Below are 18,112 nucleotides of genomic sequence, written 5' to 3' on the forward strand. Positions count from 1 at the left end.
GTCAGAACTTCAGCAGGTTGGCGTCGTCGACCGAGGTCGAGCGGCGGGCGCGGAAGATGGTCATGATGATGGCCAGGCCGACGACGACTTCGGCGGCGGCCACCACCATCGTGAAGAACGCGAACACCTGACCGTCGAGGTTCGCGTGCATCCTGGCGAAGGTGACGAACGCGAGGTTCACCGCGTTGAGCATCAGCTCCACGCACATGAACACCACGATCGCGTTGCGCCGCAACAACACTCCGGCCGCGCCGATGGTGAACAGCAGCGCGGAGAGGAACAGGTAGTTCTCGGGGTTCACCGGCTTCCTTCCTCGTCGACGGGCTCGTGACCGTTGGTCTCGCCGGAGCCGACCGAGAGCACGGCCGCCTCCTCGAGCGCCCGGGTGCGGCGGTGCCGCAGGATCGTGCTCACCGAGTGCTCCTCGAACGAGCCGTCGGGCAGCCGGGCCGGCGCGTCGACCGCGTTGTGGCGGGCGTAGACGCCCGGGGTGGGCAGCGGGGTGGCGCGGCTGTTGCCGTCGCGGAACCGGCGGTGCGAGAGTTCCCGCTGGGTCGGGCGGGGGGCGAACGGCTCGCGGTGCGCGAGGATCATCGCGCCGATGGTCGCGGTGATCAGCAGCGCGCCGGTGAGTTCGAACGCCCACACGTACTGCACGAAGATCAGCTCCGCGAGTTCGCCGATCACGTCGCGTCCGGCGAAACCCGAAGCGGGGAAGACGATTCCGGAGTTGCGCACGCCCGTCGCGATCCCGGCTACGAACAGCAGCCCGAACCCGAGCCCCACCGCCGCGGCCGCGAAGCGCTGGCCGCGGATGGTCTCCTTCAGCGATTCGGCGGAGTCGACGCCGACCAGCATGAGCACGAACAGGAACAGCATCATCACCGCGCCCGTGTACACCACGATCTGCACCACGCCGAGGAACAGCGCGTCCTGGGCGATGTAGAACACGGCGAGCGCGATCATGGTGGCGGCCAGGCACAGTGCCGAATGCACGGCCTTGGCGGAGAACACCATGCCGAGCGCACCCAGCACCGCCAACGGGGCGAGCACCCAGAACTGCACGGCCTCGGCGGTGGAGGTCGTGGTGAGCGGTTCGGCGGCCAGCAGCAGGGTCATCACCGCGCACCTCCTTCCGCGCCCGCCGCGGCGGTGCGCCTCTCGTCGCCGTCCGGAATCTCACCCAGGTAGTAGTTCGTCTCGGTCGCGCCGGGATACATGGCGTGCGGCGGGGCGGTCATGCCCGGCTCGAGCGGCGCGAGCAGCCGGTCCTTCTCGTAGATGAGGTCGGCGCGGTTGTCGTCGGCGAGCTCGTACTCGTTGGTCATGGTGAGCGCGCGGGTCGGGCACGCCTCGATGCACAGGCCGCAGCCGATGCAGCGCAGGTAGTTGATCTGGTAGACCCGTCCATACCGCTCACCGGGGGAGAAGCGTTCCTCCTCGGTGTTGTCGGCGCCCTCCACGAAGATGGCGTCGGCCGGGCACGCCCACGCGCACAGCTCGCAGCCGATGCACTTCTCCAGCCCGTCCGGGTAGCGGTTGAGCTGGTGGCGGCCGTGGTAGCGGGGCGCGGTGGGGACCTTCTGCTCCGGATAGAGCTCGGTGTTGGGCTTCTTGAACATCGTCGCCGCGGTGACCGCGAACCCCGAAAGCGGTTCCAGCGGATTGCCACTCGAACTGTCGACGCGATGCGCGTCGGCGGGGATCGGCGGCGTCGGGAAGCCGAGGAACACGCCCTTGGGCGCCGGTTCCTCCGGTGGCGGGGGCGCGCCCTTGCGGCGGCCCGCGCGCAGGAACATGCCGATCATGAGCGCGGTGATCACCGCGCCGGCCACGATCTGCGCACCGGTGGCCCACTCGTAGCCCTCCTGGCGCAGCAGGCGCGCGGTGGCCACCAGCATCACCCACAGCAGCGATACCGGGATCAACAGCTTCCAGCCCAGATTCATGAACTGGTCGTAGCGCAGGCGGGGCAGCGTGCCGCGCAACCAGATGAACACGAACAGGAACGTCCACACCTTGGCGGTGAACCAGAACAGGCCCCACCAGCCGGCGTCCGCGCCGGGAATCATGTTGAACGGCCACGGCGCGCTCCACCCGCCGAGGAACAGCGTGGTGGCCAGCGCCGACACGGTCGCCATGTTGACGTACTCGGCGAGCATGAACATCGCGAACTTCAGCGACGAGTACTCGGTGTGGAAGCCGCCGACGAGTTCGCCCTCGGCCTCGGGCAGATCGAACGGCGCGCGGTTGGTCTCGCCGACCATCGACACGCAGTAGATCAGGAACGAGGGCAGCAGCAGGAACACGAACCACGTGCGGTCCTGCGCGGACACGATGCCCGAGGTGGCCATGGTGCCCGCGTGCAGGAACACCGCCGCGAAGCACAGCGCCATGGCGATCTCGTAGGAGATCACCTGTGCCGTGGAGCGCAGGCCGCCCAGCAGCGGGTAGGTGGAGCCGGAAGCCCAGCCCGCCAACACGATTCCGTACACGCCGATGGAGGTGATGGCCAGGATGTAGAGCACCGCGACCGGCAGGTCGGTGAGTTGCAGCGCGGTGGTGTGCCCGAAGATCGACACCTCACCGCCGAACGGCATCACCGCGAACGCCATGAACGCCGGGATCACCGAGATGATCGGCGCGAGAATGTAGATCGGCTTGTCGACGATGGCCGGGACGATGTCCTCTTTGAGCGCCATCTTCACGCCGTCGGCGACGCTCTGGAGGATGCCGAACGGCCCGACCCGGTTGGGGCCGATGCGCATCTGCATGCGCGCCACGACTTTTCGTTCGATGAGCACCGCGAACAGCGGGATCATCAGCAGGAACACGAACACCGCGAGCGCCTTGACCAGCACCAGCCAGAACGGGTCGTGCCCGAAGAGCGCGAGACCGTCGGGGTCGGCGGTCTGCGCGATGAACAGAGCCGGATCACTCATGGCGGTGCTCCTTCATCCTCTCGTCGGCGCGGCGCACGTGCACGACGCCGCCCGGCTGGGTGGCGAGCTGTTCGGGCACCGAACTGCCGGGCGAGTTCAGCGGCAGCCACACCACCCGGTCGGGCATGTCCGTGATCAGCAGCGGCAGCGTGATCTGGCCGCGTTCGGAGGACACGGTGACGGGATCGTCGGTGGCGGCGCCGATTTCGGCGGCGGTGGCGGGGGACAGCCGCACCACCGGGGGTCGGGCGATGCCGGCGAGGTTGGGTTCACCGTCCTGCATGCGGCCGTTGTCGAGCAGCATCCGCCAGCCGGCCAGCACGGCGGTGCCGGGCGGCGGCTGGGTGAGCGGATGCGCGCGGTGCGCGGGCGGGGCGACGGGCTGCCCGTCCCACACGCCGAGTTCGGCCATCTCTGCACGCGCGGCGGCGGCGTCGGGGAGGTCGAGGCGCACTCGCATCTCGTCGGCAATGGCGTGCAGCACACGGTGATCCGCGAGCGGGGCGGCTTGGCGGCGGACCGTGGACGCGCCGAGTGCGGCGTCGAAACGGCGCGGCCTGCCCTCCCACGTGCGGAACGTGCCGGACTTCTCCATCGCGCTCGCCACCGGGAACACCACGTCGGCGCGCGCGGTGACCGCGCTCTCGCGCAGTTCCAGGCTCACCACGAAGCGGGCGGCGTCGACGGCGGCCAGGGCGGCGGCGGGATCGGGCAGATCGGCGAGGTCGACGCCGCCGACGACCAGCGCGCCGAGCGAGGGGGCCGCGTCGAGGATCGCGGCGGTGTCGCGTCCGGGCGCGGCGGGCAGGTCGTCGACGTTCCACACCTCGCGAACCTGGTGTCGCGCAAGGGGATCGGTGACCGGGCGGCCACCGGGAAGCAGGCCCGGGAGCGCACCCGCCTCCACCGCGCCACGCTCACCGGCCCGGCGCGGCACCCAGGCGAGGGACGCGCCGGTGTCGGCCGCGAGCCGGACAGCGGCCGACAGCGCGCCGGGCACACCCGCCATCCGCTCACCGACCAGGATCACCGCACCCGGTTCGCGCAGCAGTCGCCCCACCTTGGTGAACTCGTCGTCGGCCGGTTCGCCGGAGCGCAGCGCGTCCAGGAGGTGCGGTTCCGCGCCGGGCGCGCCGGCGAGCAGCGTGCCCGCCATGCGGTCCAGCCCGCGCGAGGCGTAGGGAGCGAGGGAGAACACGGGCAAGCCGCGTTTGCGGGCGGCTTTGCGCAACCGCAGGTAGATGATCGGCGATTCCTCTTCCGGCTCCAGGCCGGCGAGCAGTACGATCGGCGCGCGCTCGAGCGTGTCGTAGTCGACGGTGACGCCGTGTCCCGCGACCCAGGAGGCCAGGAAGTCGGCCTCCTCGGCGGAGTGGGGCCGGACGCGGAAGTCGATGTCGTTGCTGCCCAGGGCGATTCGGGCGAACTTCGCGTAGGCGTAGGCGTCTTCCTCGGTGACCCGTCCGCCGACCAGCACGCCCGCGCTGCCGTATGCCGACGCCAGGCCCTCGGCCGCCGCGGCCAGCGCCTCCGACCAGGACGCGGCGTGCAGTTCGCCGTCCCAGCCGCGCACCAGCGGGGTGGCGAGGCGGTCGCGTTCGGTGGCGTAGGTGAACGCCCAGCGGCCCTTGTCGCAGTTCCACTCCTCGTTGACCTGCGGGTCGTCGCCCGCGAGGCGGCGCAGGACCTTGCCGCGCCGGTGGTCGGTGCGCTGCGCGCAGCCCGACGCGCAGTGCTCGCACACGCTCGGACTCGACACCAGATCGAACGGGCGCGCGCGGAACCGGTAGCTGGTGCCGGTGAGCGCGCCCACCGGGCAGATCTGCACCGCGTTGCCGGAGAAATAGGAGTCGAACGGCTCGGCCTGCGCGGTGCCGACCTGTTCCAGCGCACCGCGATCCATCAGCTCGATGAACGGATCACCGGCCACCTGCTGGGAGAATCGCGTGCAGCGCGCGCACAGCACGCAGCGTTCGCGGTCCAGCAGCACGGCGCTCGACAGCGGAATCGGCTTGGGGTACTTGCGTTTCTCACCCTCGAAACGCGTTTCGGGGCGACCGGTGGACATGGCCTGGTTCTGGAGCGGGCACTCGCCGCCCTTGTCACACACCGGGCAGTCGAGGGGGTGATTGATGAGCAGCAGCTCCATCACGCCCTCTTGCGCGCGTTCGGCGATGGGAGAGGTGAGCTGCGTGCGCACCACCATGCCCTCGGCGACGGTCTGCGTGCAGGAGGCGACCGGTTTGCGCTGGCCCTCCACGTCGACCAGGCACTGGCGGCAGGCGCCGACCGGGTCGAGCAGCGGGTGGTCGCAGAAGCGGGGGATCTGCACGCCGATCAGTTCGGCGGCGCGGATGACCAGCGTCCCGGCGGGCACGCTGACGGCGACGCCGTCGATGGTGAGCGACACCATGTCGACGGGGGCGGGTTCCTTCGAGCCTCCGGTGACCCCGACGGGCTCGTTGCGCGATGACGTGGTCACTGCACCCCTCCTGCCTCGGCCCAGACCGTCGAGCGCGAGTGATCGAAGGGACACCCTCCGCCGCGCACATGGTCGATGTATTCCTCGCGGAAGTGCTTCAGCGAGGAGAGAATCGGGCTCGCCGCACCGTCACCCAGCGCGCAGAACGACTTGCCGTTGATGCTGTCGCTCACGTCGAGCAGCTTGTCCAGATCCGATTCGGTGCCCCGGCCCTGCTCGACCCGCTTCAGCAACTGCACGAGCCAGTACGTGCCCTCCCGGCACGGCGTGCATTTGCCGCACGATTCGTGGGCGTAGAACTCGGTCCAGCGCAGCACGGCGCGCACCACACAGGTGGTCTCGTCGAAGATCTGCAACGCCTTGGTGCCGAGCATGGAGCCCGCGCCCGCGACGCCCTCGTAGTCCAGCGGCACGTCGAGGTGCTCCTCGGTGAACAGCGGTGTGGAGGACCCGCCCGGCGTCCAGAACTTCACCCGGTGCCCGGCGCGAACTCCGCCCGCATAGCCCAGGAGTTCGCGCAGCGTGATGCCGAGCGGCGCCTCGTACTGTCCCGGCCGGGCGACGTGTCCCGAGAGCGAATACAGCGTGAACCCGGGTGATTTCTCGCTACCCATGGACCGGAACCACTCGGTGCCGCGGTGCAGGATCGCGGGCACGCTCGCGATGGACTCCACGTTGTTCACCACCGTCGGGCAGGCGTAGAGGCCGGCGACGGCGGGGAACGGTGGGCGCAGGCGGGGCTGGCCGCGGCGGCCCTCGAGCGAGTCGAGCAGCGCCGTCTCCTCACCGCAGATGTAGGCGCCCGCGCCGGCGTGCACGATGAGTTCCAGATCGAAGCCGGAGCCGAGGATGTCGCGGCCGAGGAATCCGGCCGCGTAGGCCTCGGCGACCGCCGCGTGCAGGCGGCGCAGCACCGGCACCACCTCACCGCGCACGTAGATGAACGCGGTGGCCGCGCGGATCGCGTAGGCGGCGATGATCACCCCCTCGATCAGCGTGTGCGGGGTGGCCATCATGAGCGGAATGTCTTTGCACGTACCGGGTTCGGACTCGTCGGCGTTCACCACGAGGTAGTGCGGCTTCACCGCGCCGTCGGGGCCGGGACCCTGCGGGATGAACCCCCACTTCATGCCGGTCGGGAAGCCCGCGCCGCCGCGACCGCGCAGCCCGGCGTCCTTGACGGTCTGGATCACCTGGTCCGGGTCCATGCGCAACGCTTTGCGCAAGCCCTCGTAGCCGTCGTTGCGGCGATAGGTGTCGAGGGTCCACGCCGTGGGGTCGTCCCAGTGGCGGGACAGCACCGGGGTGAGGGTGGTCATCACAGGCCCTCCGAATCCGGTTGCGGCGCTCGCATATCGAGCTCCTTGGCGACCTCGAGGCCGGCGAGCGTGGCGGGGCCGGGCGCGCCGTCGAGAGCGCCGGGGCGCGGGTCGGGGAAGCCCGCGAGGATGCGCGCCGTCTCCCGGAACGTGCACAGCGGCGCGCCGCGCGTGGGCGTGACCCGCTGTCCGGCGCGCAGCGCGTCGACCAAGGCACGCACCGAATCAGGGGTCTGGTTGTCGAAGAACTCCCAATTGACCATCACCACGGGGGCGTAGTCACAGGCCGCGTTGCACTCGATGTGCTCGAGGGTGATCGCGCCGTCGGCGGTCGTCTCGCCGTGGTGGATGCCCAGATACTGTTCCAGCGCCCGCAGAATCGCGTCACCGCCCATCACCGCGCACAGCGTGTTCGTGCAGACGCCCACGTGGTAGTCGCCGGTGGGGGCGCGGCGGAACATCGAGTAGAACGTCGCCACCGCCGTGACTTCCGCGCCGGTGAGGCCCAATTGCTCGGCACAGAAGTCGATTCCGGTGCCGGAGACGAACCCCTCTTCGGACTGCACCAGGTGCAGCAGCGGCAGCAGCGCCGAGCGCGGGTGCGGGTAGCGGGCGATGATCTCCTGTGCGTCGGCCTCGAGCCGGTCGCGCACGAACGGCGGATACGGTTCCGGCCGGGTGGACAGCCGCAGCAGGATCGGGGATCCGCCGCCGTTGCCCGTGGTATCGCTGCGTGCCGCTGTCGTCATCGGTCCACACCACCCATCACCGGGTCGATGCTCGCGACGGAGGCGATGACGTCGGCGACCATGCCGCCCTCGCACATCGCCGCCACCGCTTGCAGATTCGTGAACGAGGGATCGCGGAAGTGCACCCGGTAGGGCCGGGTGCCGCCGTCGCTGACCATGTGCACGCCCAGCTCGCCGCGCGGCGACTCCACCGCCGAATACACCTGCCCCGCCGGGACGCGGATGCCCTCGGTGACGAGCTTGAAGTGGTGGATCAGCCCCTCCATCGAGGTGCCCATGATGCGTCCGATATGGGCGGGGGAGTTGCCCAGGCCGTCCTTGCCCAGTTGCAGGTCGGCGGGCCAGGCGAGCTTCTTGTCCTCGATCATCACCGGGCCCGGCCGCAACCGGTCCAGGCACTGCTCGACGATCTTGAGCGACTCCTTCATCTCCTCCACCCGGATCAGGTAGCGGCCGTAGCAGTCGCAGCCCGTGGTGGTGGGGATGTCGAATTCGTAGGTCTCGTAACCGCAATACGGCTGGGCCTTGCGCAGATCGTGCGGCAGCCCCGCCGAGCGCAGCACCGGGCCGGTGATGCCGAGCGCCATGCAGCCGGTGAGGTCGAGGTAGCCGATATCCTGGGTGCGCGCCTTCCAGATGGGGTTCTGGGTGAGCAGATGTTCCATGTCCCGCAGGCGTTTCGGCATCAGTGCCAGCAGGTCGCGCACCTTCTGCACGCCGTCGTCGGGCAGGTCCTGCGCCACACCGCCCGGCCGGACGTAGGCGTGGTTCATGCGCAGACCGGTGATGGTCTCGAAGACGTCGAGGATGAGTTCGCGTTCACGGAACCCGAACAGCATCGGGGTGAGCGCGCCCAGTTCCATGCCGCCGGTGGCCAGCGCCACCAGATGCGAGGAGATGCGATTGAGTTCCATCAGCATCACGCGAATCACGGTGGCGCGCTCCGGAATCCGGTCCGTGATGTCGAGCAGCCGCTCCACGCCCAGGCAGAACGCCGTCTCGTTGAAGAACGGGGACAGGTAGTCCATGCGGGTCACGAACGTGACGCCCTGGGTCCAGTTGCGGAACTCGAGGTTCTTCTCGATGCCGGTGTGCAGGTAGCCGATGCCGCAGCGGGCCTCGGTGACGGTCTCGCCCTCGATCTCCAGGATGAGGCGCAGCACGCCGTGCGTGGACGGGTGCTGCGGACCCATGTTGACGACGATGCGCTCTTCGCCGACGGCTCCGAGGGTTTCGGTGACCGCGTCCCAGTCCTGACCGCCGACGGTGACGACGGTGGGTTCGAAGCTGTTCATGGCGGGCTCCCGCGAGTCGGTCATGGCGGGGTCGGGCCCGGCGCCGGTGGTGCGCGCGCCGGGCTGGGTGTCGATGTCGTTCACTAGCTGTACGCCCTCCGCTCGTCGGGCGGCGGGATGCGCGCGCCCTTGTATTCGACCGGGATCCCGCCGAGCGGGTAGTCCTTGCGCTGGGGGTGCCCGCGCCAGTCGTCCGGCATGGTGATGCGGGTCAGCGACGGGTGACCGTCGAAGAGGATGCCGAAGAAGTCGTAGGTCTCGCGTTCGTGCCAGTCGGTGGTCGGATACACGTCGAACAGCGACGGGATGTGCGGATCGTCGTCGGGCGCGGCCACTTCCACGCGCACCCGGCGGCCGTGCGTGATCGACATGAGGTGGTAGACGGCGTGCAGTTCGCGGCCGGTGTCGTCGGGGTAGTGCACGCCGTTCACGCCGAGGCAGAGCTCGAAACGCAGTGCGGCGTCGTCACGCAACGCGCGCGCCACCGCCTGGAGGTGGTCGCGCCGCACGTGCAGGGTGAGTTCGCCGCGGAACACCACGACCTTCTCCAGAGCGGTCTCGAACGCGGTGTCCGCGCCCGCCAGCGCCGTGCGCAGCGCGTCGACGACCTCGTCGAAGTACCCGCCATACGGTTCGGGGGAGCTGCCCGGCAACGTGACCGGGCGGACCAGGCGGCCGTAGCCGGACGTGTCGCCGGTGCCGGAGATGCCGAACATGCCGCGCCGCACGCCGATCAGCTCACCGCCGGTCTCGGGCGGGGTGCCTTCCGGGCCCGCGGTCGCGGCCTGGTCTTTCGCGTCGGCGCTCATCGCAGCAGACCCTCCATCCGGATGGTGGGGGTGGTGTCGAGCGCGGCCTGCTCGGCGGCGCGGATGGCCTCCTCGCGGTTCACGCCGAGCGGCATCTCCTGAATCTTGGCGTGCAGCGCCAGAATCGCGTTCAGCAGCATCTCCGGGCGGGGCGGGCAGCCGGGCAAGTAGATGTCCACCGGCACCACGTGATCGACGCCCTGCACGATGGCGTAGTTGTTGAACATCCCGCCCGAGGACGCGCAGACCCCCATGGCCAGCACCCATTTGGGCTCGGTCATCTGGTCGTAGACCTGCCGCAGCACCGGCGCCATCTTCTGGCTCACGCGTCCGGCGACGATCATCAGATCGGCCTGGCGCGGGGACGCGCGGAACGCCTCCATGCCGAAGCGCGCGATATCGAAACGCCCACCGCCGGTGGCCATCATCTCGATCGCGCAGCAGGCCAGGCCGAAGGTGGCCGGCCACAGCGACCCCTTGCGCAGGTAGCCGGCGAAATCCTCCACCGTGCTCAGCAGGAACCCGCTGGGCAGTTTCTCCTCGAGACCCATTACGACCAACTCCCGTGACGCGGACTGCGTTTCATTGCGATCAGTCCCAGCTGAGCCCGCCGCGGCGCCACTCGTAGGCGTAGGCGACGGAGACGTTGAAGATGAACAGCGCCATGGCGGCGAGCCCGAACAGCCCCAGCGCGTCGAAGTGCACGGCCCACGGGTAGAGGAACACGATCTCGATGTCGAAGATGATGAACAACATCGCCGTGAGGTAGTACTTCACCGGAAAGCGCTGTCCGGTAACACTTCCCGGCCCGCCCGCGACGGCGTGCGGGGTGGGCTCGATGCCGCATTCGTAGGGTTCGAGTTTGGCGCGGTTGTAGCGTTTGGGGCCGATCAGGGCGGCCATGACGAGCGAGAACACCGCGAACGCCGCGGCGATCGCGCCGAGTACCAGGGTCGGCGATTCCAGGTTCACGACAGCACTTCCCCCTCCTTGGGGCACGGAGCTCCGTGGCGGCGGCGTGGACGGTGGCCTCGGCCAGGCCCGTCGGCCTGGTGCGACGGGCTGATGTCGCACACGCGCCGGTGTGAGCTACGGCACAGATTACAACCGTTGCCGGGGCCGCCGATGCCTTTGAGATCGGATGTTTGATCGAATTCGGAACTACGATTCATGACCGAAGTGGGCTAATCGGGCTTCGGTGTCACGTGACGTATTCGTGGGCTGTGCTGGAGTTCTGCTATGCGGTGTTGTTACCGCTGGGTATCTGAGTCACCGATGAGTTGCCGGCGCGTGTCGTGCGGGCGGCTGGGCGCGCGTGAGTGTGCGCGGCGGGGGATTCCGCGCGTTGGTGAGATTTGCTCATCGGTCGCTCTGCTGGCGGCGGTGGCCGCATTGTTCTCGGTGATGAGCGAAAGCTATGAATCAGGCGGCGCTACGGCTGCGCAGCAGCGTCACGACGGCCTCGGTCAACCGGATCGGATCGATCGGATGCGCCACCGCCGCCTCGGCCCGCGACCACGACGCCAGCCACGCGTCATCCGGCCGCCCGGTGAGCACCAGAATCGGCGGGCACTCCGCGATCTCGTCCTTCAACTGCTTCGCGATCCCGAGCCCCCCGGCCGGCGCCGACTCCCCATCCAAGATGGCGAGATCGATCGCCCCGGCATCCATCTGCTCGATGACAACCGGCGCGGTCGCCACCTCGAGGTACTCGAGAGAGGGGAGCTCGGGGTGCGGGTTCCTCCCCAACGCGGCCATCACTTGCTGCCGCGTGTCGGCGTCGTTGCTGTAGACCAGCACCCGCAGGGCGGTGGAGCGCGTTGAGTCAGCCACGGTGGGATGGTACGTCCGCCCCCACCCCCTGCGCGGCATGTTCGGTGAGATCGCGTGGTGGGGGTCAATCTTGGTTTGAGCTAAGCCAGTCGACGATTCGCTGGACTCGCTCGACATGGGTTGTGAACACCACTGGCCGTCTTTCGGCCAGTGAGCGGTAGATGCTGAGGGCTTCCTCGGCGGCGGCCGATCCGTCCTCCCGGCGTTCCAGCTCACCCAACCGGACCGCGAGATTGTTGAGGCGCTGACCTCCTTGGGTGGACGCCGGTATCGCTGAACAAGCGCCTGTGTGAGGGTGGCGGCGACAGGTGCGAGTACTTGTGTCGGGTACGGGATGTCGTCGTGCAACCTCGTCAGGGTTTCGGTACTGGAATCGAGGTGGGTGGCGAGGTGTTCGATTGCTGATAGCAGCGGGGCGGGGGATTCCACCTGGGTTGCGATCCGGATTGCGGCCGGCATGAGAGTGGTGGCGTGATCAACGCACCAGGTTGTAAGCCGTTGTCCCACATCGGGAGTGAGTGACGGGTGGTTGGCGGCGCGGGTGCAGACCGTGAGGAGGTGTTCGGTTTCTGCCGGGGAAGCTGGGTTGGTGGCGACGGCTTCGCCTCACGGTCGCTGAGAAGCAGCGGCCGATGTCGAATGGCGGCCGTGTTCGGGGTAGAAGACGGGCCACCCGCTAATCGGCTCGTACGCGGCGGGTGTCGTGCGCCCACATCGCGATCTCGACGCGGTTGCGGGCGCCGAGCTTGGTCATCAGGGAGGCGACGTGGGACTTGACCGTGCTCAGGCCGACGAAGAGCTCGGTGGCGATCTCGGCGTTGGTCCGGCCTCGGGCCACCAGGGCGAGTACCTCCTCCTCGCGCTCGGTGAGTGGGTCGATGGGCTGGACCGGTACCGCCGGGGCTTGGTCGGCGAAGGTCGCCAGTAGTCGGCGGGTGACGTTGGGGGCGATCAGGGCGTCCCCGTCGGCCGCCGCGTGGATGGCCTGCACGAGCAGCTCCGGTCCGGCGTCTTTGAGCAGGAACCCGCGGGCGCCGGCGCGCAGGGCGCCCAGGATGTATTCATCGAGGTCGAAGGTGGTTATCACCACGACCGCCATTGGGTCCAGCACGTCCGGTCCGGCCAGCCGCCGCGTCACCTCTACGCCGTCGAGCCCGGGCATCCGAATGTCGACGAGCAGGACATCGGGACGCAGCCGGGTCGCCAGGTCGAGCGCCGCGAGCCCGTCCGCCGCTTCGCCCACGACCTCGATTCCAGGTTGCGCGCTGAGAATCATCACCAGCCCGGTCCGGACCAAGTCCTGATCGTCGGCAACGACCACGCGGATGCTCATGCCGGTGCCTCCGCGGGCAGCACGGCCTCGACCACCCAGCCACCTTCGGGCCCCGGCCCCGCGGAGAGTGATCCGCCGAGGAGCTGGGCGCGTTCGGCCATGCCCAGCAGGCCGAACCCGGGCTCGGGGGCAGGCCCCGGTTCGGTCTGCCCGTCATCGATGACACGCAGTCTGACGGCGTCGCCCTCGCGGCGCACGTCGATCGCGACGCGAGTCGCGCTCCGGGCGTGACGGACGGCGTTGGTCAGCGATTCCTGCGCGAGCCGGTAGAGCGCGGCGTCGACGGGTCGCGCGAGCCGGGTCAGCGAATTGTCCAGTGAGACTTCGACGGTGGGTGCCGCGTCGGCGCGCGCCAGAGCGGGCAGGTCCGCGACACCCGGGGGAGGTGAGTAGTCGACGCCTTCGTCCGCACGCAGCACCCGCACCATGGACCTCATCTCCGCCAGTGTTCGCGACGCCTCCGATTCGATCGCCGACAGCACCTCGGCGGCCTTCTCGGGCTGGGTGCCGGCGACCACGCCACCGGCCTGCGCCTGCACCGCGATGGCCGAGACGTGGTGGGCCACGATGTCGTGCAGCTCGCGCGCCAGCGCCACGCGCTCGTGATTGCGGATCTCGCGCTGCTGACGTTGCCAGAGGTCCGCGCGGAAGCGGAACACCGCCGCGAGAGCGACGAACAACAGCAACAGGACGGTCCCGCCGAAAACGTCGGTCCAGCCCGAGGAGGCGGCGTACATCCCCAGCGCGGTGACGACCGTCACGAACGCCGTCCCCAAGATGATTTCCCGTCCCGAGCCCCACCGCACCAGGGAGTAGAGCAGGATCAGGGTGGCCATCATGGACTGGAGGCCGAGGTCCCCGGTGTGCGCGGCCAACTGCACGACCGAGAGCAGCCCGGCGAGGCTCCACCCGACCAGGGCGGCCATCAGGGGGCGGTCCCGCCGCCAGAGCAAGGCAGACGTCACCGCGAGGGCGAGCACGGTCATGAGGAGGCGCCACTCCACGTCCGGTCGAAGGACTCCTTCGAGCAGGGCGGCGGCCGCGAACAGGCCCACCAGCAGCCAGTCGAGGCGACCGACGGGTGGGGCGTCCGCGGGCCGCGGCTCATGCCAGAGGGGGCGCCGGAGAGTGACCACCGCTCCAGCCTAGAGTTCGGCGCGCCTCGGCGTACCCACCGAAAGAACTAGAGCGAGTCATGCCATCGGCGGCAGAAATCCAGCCTCCGGGCCGGTGTGCCCGCCGCCGCACTCGGCGATCGTGGACCTACCCACAACCGAGGAGCCCATGATGAGAACACCTCACCCCACCACACTGGACGACCAGCCGATCCCGGTGCGAGCCAAGATTGCCGCGGCGTGGACGAGCTTCATGTTCCTGTACGCCTACGTGGACATTCTCAACTTCTTCACACCCGGCGTCGTCCAAGAAATCCTCGACGGCAAAGTCTTCGAATTCGACCTCTCCCAGACCTTTTCGACCACAGCACTGATTCTCATGGCCGTCCCGATCCTCATGATCGTGCTGTCGATGACGCTGCCCGCCGGGGTGACCCGCCTCGCGAACCTCGTCGTGGCCGCGCTCTACGTGCCCGTCACGGTATTCAACGTGCTGGGCGAGTCGTGGGTGCTCTTCTACGGCCTCGGCATCGTCCTGGAAGTTATCCTTCTCGCCTTCATCATCAGGTCCGCCTGGACCTGGCCCCGCACCGCAGGGTCGGCGACCAACCCGGGCGGTGGAACGGTTCGCGCCCAGCAGCGGGCCTGAACCCAACGGCGGTCCCCATCCCGTTCGGCGCCGTCCGCCTCGGTGCCGCGGTGGTGGCCTCCTGGCGGCGGGACCGGCAGGAGGCCACGATGGCTCGCGATGCGGAAGATCAGGACGGCGGGCGGTGCTGAACACTCACCGCGCTTGTCGGGGTCTCTTGTCCATCAACCGCAGGATCAGCGGTGTGAAGATCAATTGCATGGCCAGTTCCATCTTTCCGCCCGGCACCACGATGCAATTGGGGCGGGACATGAAGGAGTCGTGGAGCATCGATAGTAAGTACGGGAAGTCGATTACTTTCGGGTCGGCGAAGCGGATGACGACGAAACTTTCGTCGGCGGTGGGGATGGTCCGGGCGATGAAGGGGTTGGAGGTGTCGACGGTGGGCACGCGTTGGAAGTTGACGTAGGTGCGGGAGAATTGGGGGCAGATGTAGGTGACGTAGTCGGGCATGCGGCGCAGGATGGTGTCGATGACGGCCTCGCTGGAGTAGCCGCGTTCGGTCTTGTCGCGGATCACCTTCTGCGTCCATTCGAGGTTGATGATGGGCACCACGCCCACCAGGAGATCCGCGTGCTCGGCGATGTTCACGGTGGACGTCACGGCCGCGCCGTGCAGCCCCTCGTAGAACAGCAGGTCGCTGCCCGGCGACAGTTCCTCCCACGGGGTGAACGTCCCCGCCGGCTGTCCATAGGGTTTCGCCTCGCGATCGTTGTGGAGGTAACGGCGCACCATACCGACGCCGGTTTCCCCGTAGTCGCGGAACAGCGTCTCCAATTCCTTCAGCAGATTCGCTTCCTCACCGAAATGCGAGAACCGGAAATTACGGTTCTGCTCCGCCTCGGCCATCGCGAGTTTCATCTCGTCGCGGTCGTAGCGATGGAACGAATCCCCCTCGACGATCGCGGCGTTGATACCTTCGCGGCGGAAGATCTCCTGAAAGGTCCGGGTGACGCTGGTCGTGCCCGCACCGGACGAACCGGTGATCGCGACCACGGGGTGTTTGACCGACATCGCACCTCCTCACTTGTCGGACAACGGAATTCAGTGGCCGCCCGGCCGGAACAGCGACCGGGTGCCGAACAGGGACCTGTCGAAGCTGGGACCTTCGTCGGGTTCCCGGTGATAGCGCTCGATGCGTTCGACCTCGTTGCGGGAGCCGAAGATCAGCGGCACGCGCTGGTGCACGTCTTCCGGTTTCAGCTCGAGCACGCGCTCGCTGCCGGTGATGGCGGCGCCACCGGCCTGTTCGACGATGAACGCGATCGGATTCGCCCCGTAGAGCAGCGATACCCGCCCGGCACGTGCCGGCGGGCGGGTATCGCGCGGATAGAGGTAGACCCCTCCGCGCGTGAGGATGTGGAACGTGTCGGCGACGAGCGAGGCCACCCAGCGCATGTTGAAATACCGTCCGCGCGGGCCGTTCACGCCGTCGAGGCATTCGTGCACATAGCGGCGCACCGGCCGTTCCCAGAACCGGTCGTTGGCGGCGTTGATCGCGAAACCCGAAGTGTCCTCGGGGATTCGCATCCTCGGGTGGGTGAGCACGAACGCGCCGATCTCGCGGTCGAGCGTGAACCCGTCCACGCCGTCGCCGGTGGTGAGCACCAGCATCGTCGCGGGCCCATACAGGGTGAATCCGGCACACACCTGCTCGGTGCCGGGTTGCAGGAAGTCCAGGGGCGCCGGCTCGCGCGCGTCCTCTGCGAGCAACTCCTCCGGCGCGCGCAGCACGCTGAAGATCGTCCCCACCGGCAAGTTCACGTCGATATTGCTCGACCCGTCCAGCGCGTCGAACGCCAGCAGGTACTTCCCGCGCCGATGGGTCCGCGGCACCGCCCGCACCTTGGGCATCTGCTCCGAGAGCAGCGCCGAAAGATGACCCGTCCATTGGGTTTCCGCGACCACGATGTCGTTGGTGATGGCGTCCAACCGGCGGTGCACGGTGGGCGGCAGGTTGTCCGGCTCCGACATGGTGCCCAGCGACCCCGCGATCGCGCCGCGCGTGACCTGATTGGCCACGATCTTCGTCGCCGTGGCCACCACATTCACCAGCGCGGAGAACTCCCCGGACGAGCCGGGGTGGCGGTGCTCCTCTTCGATCGTGTAGCGGGTGAGGGTCTTCAATCCTTCGGGCATAACTCAACTCATCCGGTCATGCGGGGGCTCTCTCGGTCGGCCCGTCCGGCTGGGAGGTCTCGAATACGCTGCTGCCGAACACATCCCGGTCGACCAGCGTGATCAGGTCCGCTTTGGTGAGCGGGCGGTCCAGTTCCAGCAGGCGCTTGGCCTGCCGTAACCGGCAGCGGTCCAAGGCGTTCCGCACGCTGCGCGCGTTGGAGAACCGGGGCCGCTGCATACGCAGCGTGAGGTAGTCGGCGAACGCGCCGCGGGCGGACTCGTCGAACCGGAAATTCTCGCCCGCCACCATCAATTCGGCGATCTCCATGAGTTCGACGTGGGTGTAGTCGGCGAATTCGAGATGGTGCGCCACGCGCGAGGAGAGTCCCGGATTCGCCGAGAAGAACGTCTCCATGCGATCCGGGTAGCCGGCGAAGATGACGACGAGGCTCGCGCGGTCGTTCTCCATCTCCTGCAAGAGGATCTCGATCACCTCCTGCCCGTAGTCGCGCTCGTTCTCCGGGCGGAACAGGTAGTACGCCTCATCGATGAACAACACACCGCCCGCCGCTTTCGCCAGCGCCTCTTTGGTTTTCGGCGCGGTATGGCCGATGAACTGGCCCACCAGATCGTCGCGGGTGACGGTGTGCACCTTGGGTTTGCGGATGTAGCCGAGCGCGTGCAGCATCTGCGCCATGCGCAGCGCCACCGTGGTCTTGCCGGTGCCGGGCCCGCCGGTGAAGCTCATGTGCATGGTGGGTCGCGTCGAGCTGAGCCCGAAACGCTGGCGGGCGCGGTCGATCAGCAGCAGCGCGGCGATCTCGCGCACCCGCAGTTTCACGTTCGCCAGGCCCACCAGCTCGGCGTCCAGGCGCGCGAGGGTGTCCTCCACGTCGTGTCGCGCGATGTCGGTGGAGAGGTCGAGCACCGCGTCGTCACCGAGAAGCGTTTCCTCCGTGTCGCTTTCGGGCGCGGAGGGCCGCACCGGCCGGGAGTCGCCCCCCGGCCGGTGCAGGCGGAATCCGTTGGCCTCAGCCGCCATACCGCAGCCCCTGTGGGCGATCGGTGGCATAGGGGCGCAGGCCGTAGGTCTGCCGGCGGTCCGGTCCTTCGGTGCGGGTGAGCGCGAAACCCGGCTCCTCGGGCGGGCGTTGGACCAGGAAGCTCAGCGCCGTGGTCTGCCTGCCGTAGCTGGCGTCGTAGGCGAGCACCCGCACGTAGTGGCGCGGGAATGTCGCTCGGCAGGCGTTGATCTCGGCCAGCACGCCGTCGGGTTCGTCCAGATCGAACAGCGGCAGCCCCCACATCTCCCAGTACGCGTTGCGCGGATGCGGGTCGTCGGTGTACTCGATCGAGACCGGCCACCCGTTGAGCAGCGCGTACCGCACTTGGGCGGCGATCTCGTCGTCGGTGAATTCGGGCAGGTAGGAGAACGTTCCGTGGCGCAGATACATCTCGGCCCCTT

At 68.5% G+C, this 18,112-nt stretch carries 18 protein-coding genes and 1 pseudogene; 1 reads left to right on the forward strand and 18 read right to left on the reverse strand.

Features of this window, described 5'->3' with window-relative positions; translation table 11 throughout:
• Window position 1: 1 nt before the first annotated feature.
• The 14 genes and pseudogenes from nuoK to OHB21_RS28910 all read right to left on the reverse strand — a co-directional run bounded on the left by nuoK (window position 2) and on the right by OHB21_RS28910 (window position 13,898).
• Complete coding sequence (nuoK, locus tag OHB21_RS28845; RefSeq protein ID WP_067501688.1) at window positions 2–301, reverse strand: NADH-quinone oxidoreductase subunit NuoK; 300 nt, start codon at window positions 299–301, stop codon at window positions 2–4.
• Entirely contained in the window at window positions 298–1,119 is an 822-nt protein-coding gene (locus tag OHB21_RS28850) for an NADH-quinone oxidoreductase subunit J (RefSeq protein WP_067501685.1), read from the reverse strand. Before OHB21_RS28850 ends, nuoK begins: the two co-directional genes overlap by 4 nt.
• The gene (gene nuoI / locus OHB21_RS28855; protein ID WP_456153870.1) at window positions 1,119–1,706 is read right to left on the reverse strand and encodes an NADH-quinone oxidoreductase subunit NuoI; all 588 of its coding nucleotides are present in this window, start codon (window positions 1,704–1,706) and stop codon (window positions 1,119–1,121) included. The genes OHB21_RS28850 and nuoI overlap by 1 nt, the downstream gene beginning before the upstream one ends.
• Window positions 1,698–2,942: pseudogene (gene nuoH, locus OHB21_RS28860) on the reverse strand (NADH-quinone oxidoreductase subunit NuoH); the annotation flags it as partial. The gene nuoI and the pseudogene nuoH, both read right to left, overlap by 9 nt.
• Complete coding sequence (locus tag OHB21_RS28865) at window positions 2,935–5,355, reverse strand: NADH-quinone oxidoreductase subunit G (RefSeq protein ID WP_113975037.1); 2,421 nt, start codon at window positions 5,353–5,355, stop codon at window positions 2,935–2,937. The pseudogene nuoH and the gene OHB21_RS28865, both read right to left, overlap by 8 nt.
• A gap of 65 nt (window positions 5,356–5,420) precedes the next feature.
• Window positions 5,421–6,743 (reverse strand): NADH-quinone oxidoreductase subunit NuoF, encoded by a 1,323-nt coding sequence (nuoF, locus tag OHB21_RS28870; protein ID WP_067501681.1) that lies wholly within the window; start codon window positions 6,741–6,743, stop codon window positions 5,421–5,423.
• Complete coding sequence (gene nuoE / locus OHB21_RS28875) at window positions 6,743–7,492, reverse strand: NADH-quinone oxidoreductase subunit NuoE (protein ID WP_084537206.1); 750 nt, start codon at window positions 7,490–7,492, stop codon at window positions 6,743–6,745. Before nuoE ends, nuoF begins: the two co-directional genes overlap by 1 nt.
• Window positions 7,489–8,811 (reverse strand): NADH-quinone oxidoreductase subunit D, encoded by a 1,323-nt coding sequence (locus OHB21_RS28880; protein WP_195124510.1) that lies wholly within the window; start codon window positions 8,809–8,811, stop codon window positions 7,489–7,491. The genes nuoE and OHB21_RS28880 overlap by 4 nt, the downstream gene beginning before the upstream one ends.
• 59 nt (window positions 8,812–8,870) lie before the next feature.
• Window positions 8,871–9,596, reverse strand: a complete 726-nt coding sequence (locus OHB21_RS28885) for an NADH-quinone oxidoreductase subunit C (RefSeq protein WP_067501680.1) — start codon at window positions 9,594–9,596, stop codon at window positions 8,871–8,873.
• Window positions 9,593–10,147: a NuoB/complex I 20 kDa subunit family protein gene (locus OHB21_RS28890; protein ID WP_067501676.1), complete on the reverse strand. Its 555-nt coding sequence runs from the start codon at window positions 10,145–10,147 to the stop codon at window positions 9,593–9,595. The genes OHB21_RS28885 and OHB21_RS28890 overlap by 4 nt, the downstream gene beginning before the upstream one ends.
• A 40-nt stretch (window positions 10,148–10,187) precedes the next feature.
• Window positions 10,188–10,568, reverse strand: a complete 381-nt coding sequence (locus tag OHB21_RS28895) for an NADH-quinone oxidoreductase subunit A (protein WP_067501673.1) — start codon at window positions 10,566–10,568, stop codon at window positions 10,188–10,190.
• A gap of 450 nt (window positions 10,569–11,018) precedes the next feature.
• The gene (locus tag OHB21_RS28900; protein ID WP_067501670.1) at window positions 11,019–11,468 is read right to left on the reverse strand and encodes an Rv3143 family two-component system response regulator; all 450 of its coding nucleotides are present in this window, start codon (window positions 11,466–11,468) and stop codon (window positions 11,019–11,021) included.
• Between the two features lie 637 nt (window positions 11,469–12,105).
• Complete coding sequence (locus tag OHB21_RS28905; protein WP_195124222.1) at window positions 12,106–12,762, reverse strand: response regulator; 657 nt, start codon at window positions 12,760–12,762, stop codon at window positions 12,106–12,108.
• A complete protein-coding gene (locus tag OHB21_RS28910; RefSeq protein ID WP_195124223.1) occupies window positions 12,759–13,898 on the reverse strand; it encodes a sensor histidine kinase in 1,140 nt (379 codons plus the stop codon). The genes OHB21_RS28905 and OHB21_RS28910 overlap by 4 nt, the downstream gene beginning before the upstream one ends.
• 151 nt (window positions 13,899–14,049) lie before the next feature.
• On the opposite strand from OHB21_RS28910, the gene OHB21_RS28915 reads away from it, so the two are divergent.
• Entirely contained in the window at window positions 14,050–14,526 is a 477-nt protein-coding gene (locus tag OHB21_RS28915) for a DUF6326 family protein (protein ID WP_067502129.1), read from the forward strand.
• A 135-nt stretch (window positions 14,527–14,661) separates the two neighbouring features.
• Here the strand turns inward: OHB21_RS28915 and OHB21_RS28920 are convergent, their stop codons facing one another.
• The 4 genes from OHB21_RS28920 to OHB21_RS28935 are packed head-to-tail and all read right to left on the reverse strand — an operon-like array spanning window position 14,662 to window position 18,101.
• Window positions 14,662–15,540: a phosphoribulokinase gene (locus tag OHB21_RS28920; RefSeq protein ID WP_067501658.1), complete on the reverse strand. Its 879-nt coding sequence runs from the start codon at window positions 15,538–15,540 to the stop codon at window positions 14,662–14,664.
• A 30-nt stretch (window positions 15,541–15,570) separates the two neighbouring features.
• Complete coding sequence (locus tag OHB21_RS28925; protein ID WP_067501655.1) at window positions 15,571–16,665, reverse strand: class 1 fructose-bisphosphatase; 1,095 nt, start codon at window positions 16,663–16,665, stop codon at window positions 15,571–15,573.
• A gap of 16 nt (window positions 16,666–16,681) precedes the next feature.
• Window positions 16,682–17,689, reverse strand: coding sequence for an AAA family ATPase (locus tag OHB21_RS28930; protein ID WP_195124224.1), 1,008 nt, complete (start codon window positions 17,687–17,689; stop codon window positions 16,682–16,684).
• Window positions 17,679–18,101 (reverse strand): ribulose bisphosphate carboxylase small subunit, encoded by a 423-nt coding sequence (locus tag OHB21_RS28935; protein WP_067502124.1) that lies wholly within the window; start codon window positions 18,099–18,101, stop codon window positions 17,679–17,681. The genes OHB21_RS28930 and OHB21_RS28935 overlap by 11 nt, the downstream gene beginning before the upstream one ends.
• Window positions 18,102–18,112 lie beyond the last annotated feature (11 nt).

Origin of the sequence: Nocardia puris (genome assembly GCF_036051655.1) — a bacterium.
GTDB classification, from domain to species: Bacteria; Actinomycetota; Actinomycetes; order Mycobacteriales; family Mycobacteriaceae; genus Nocardia; species Nocardia puris.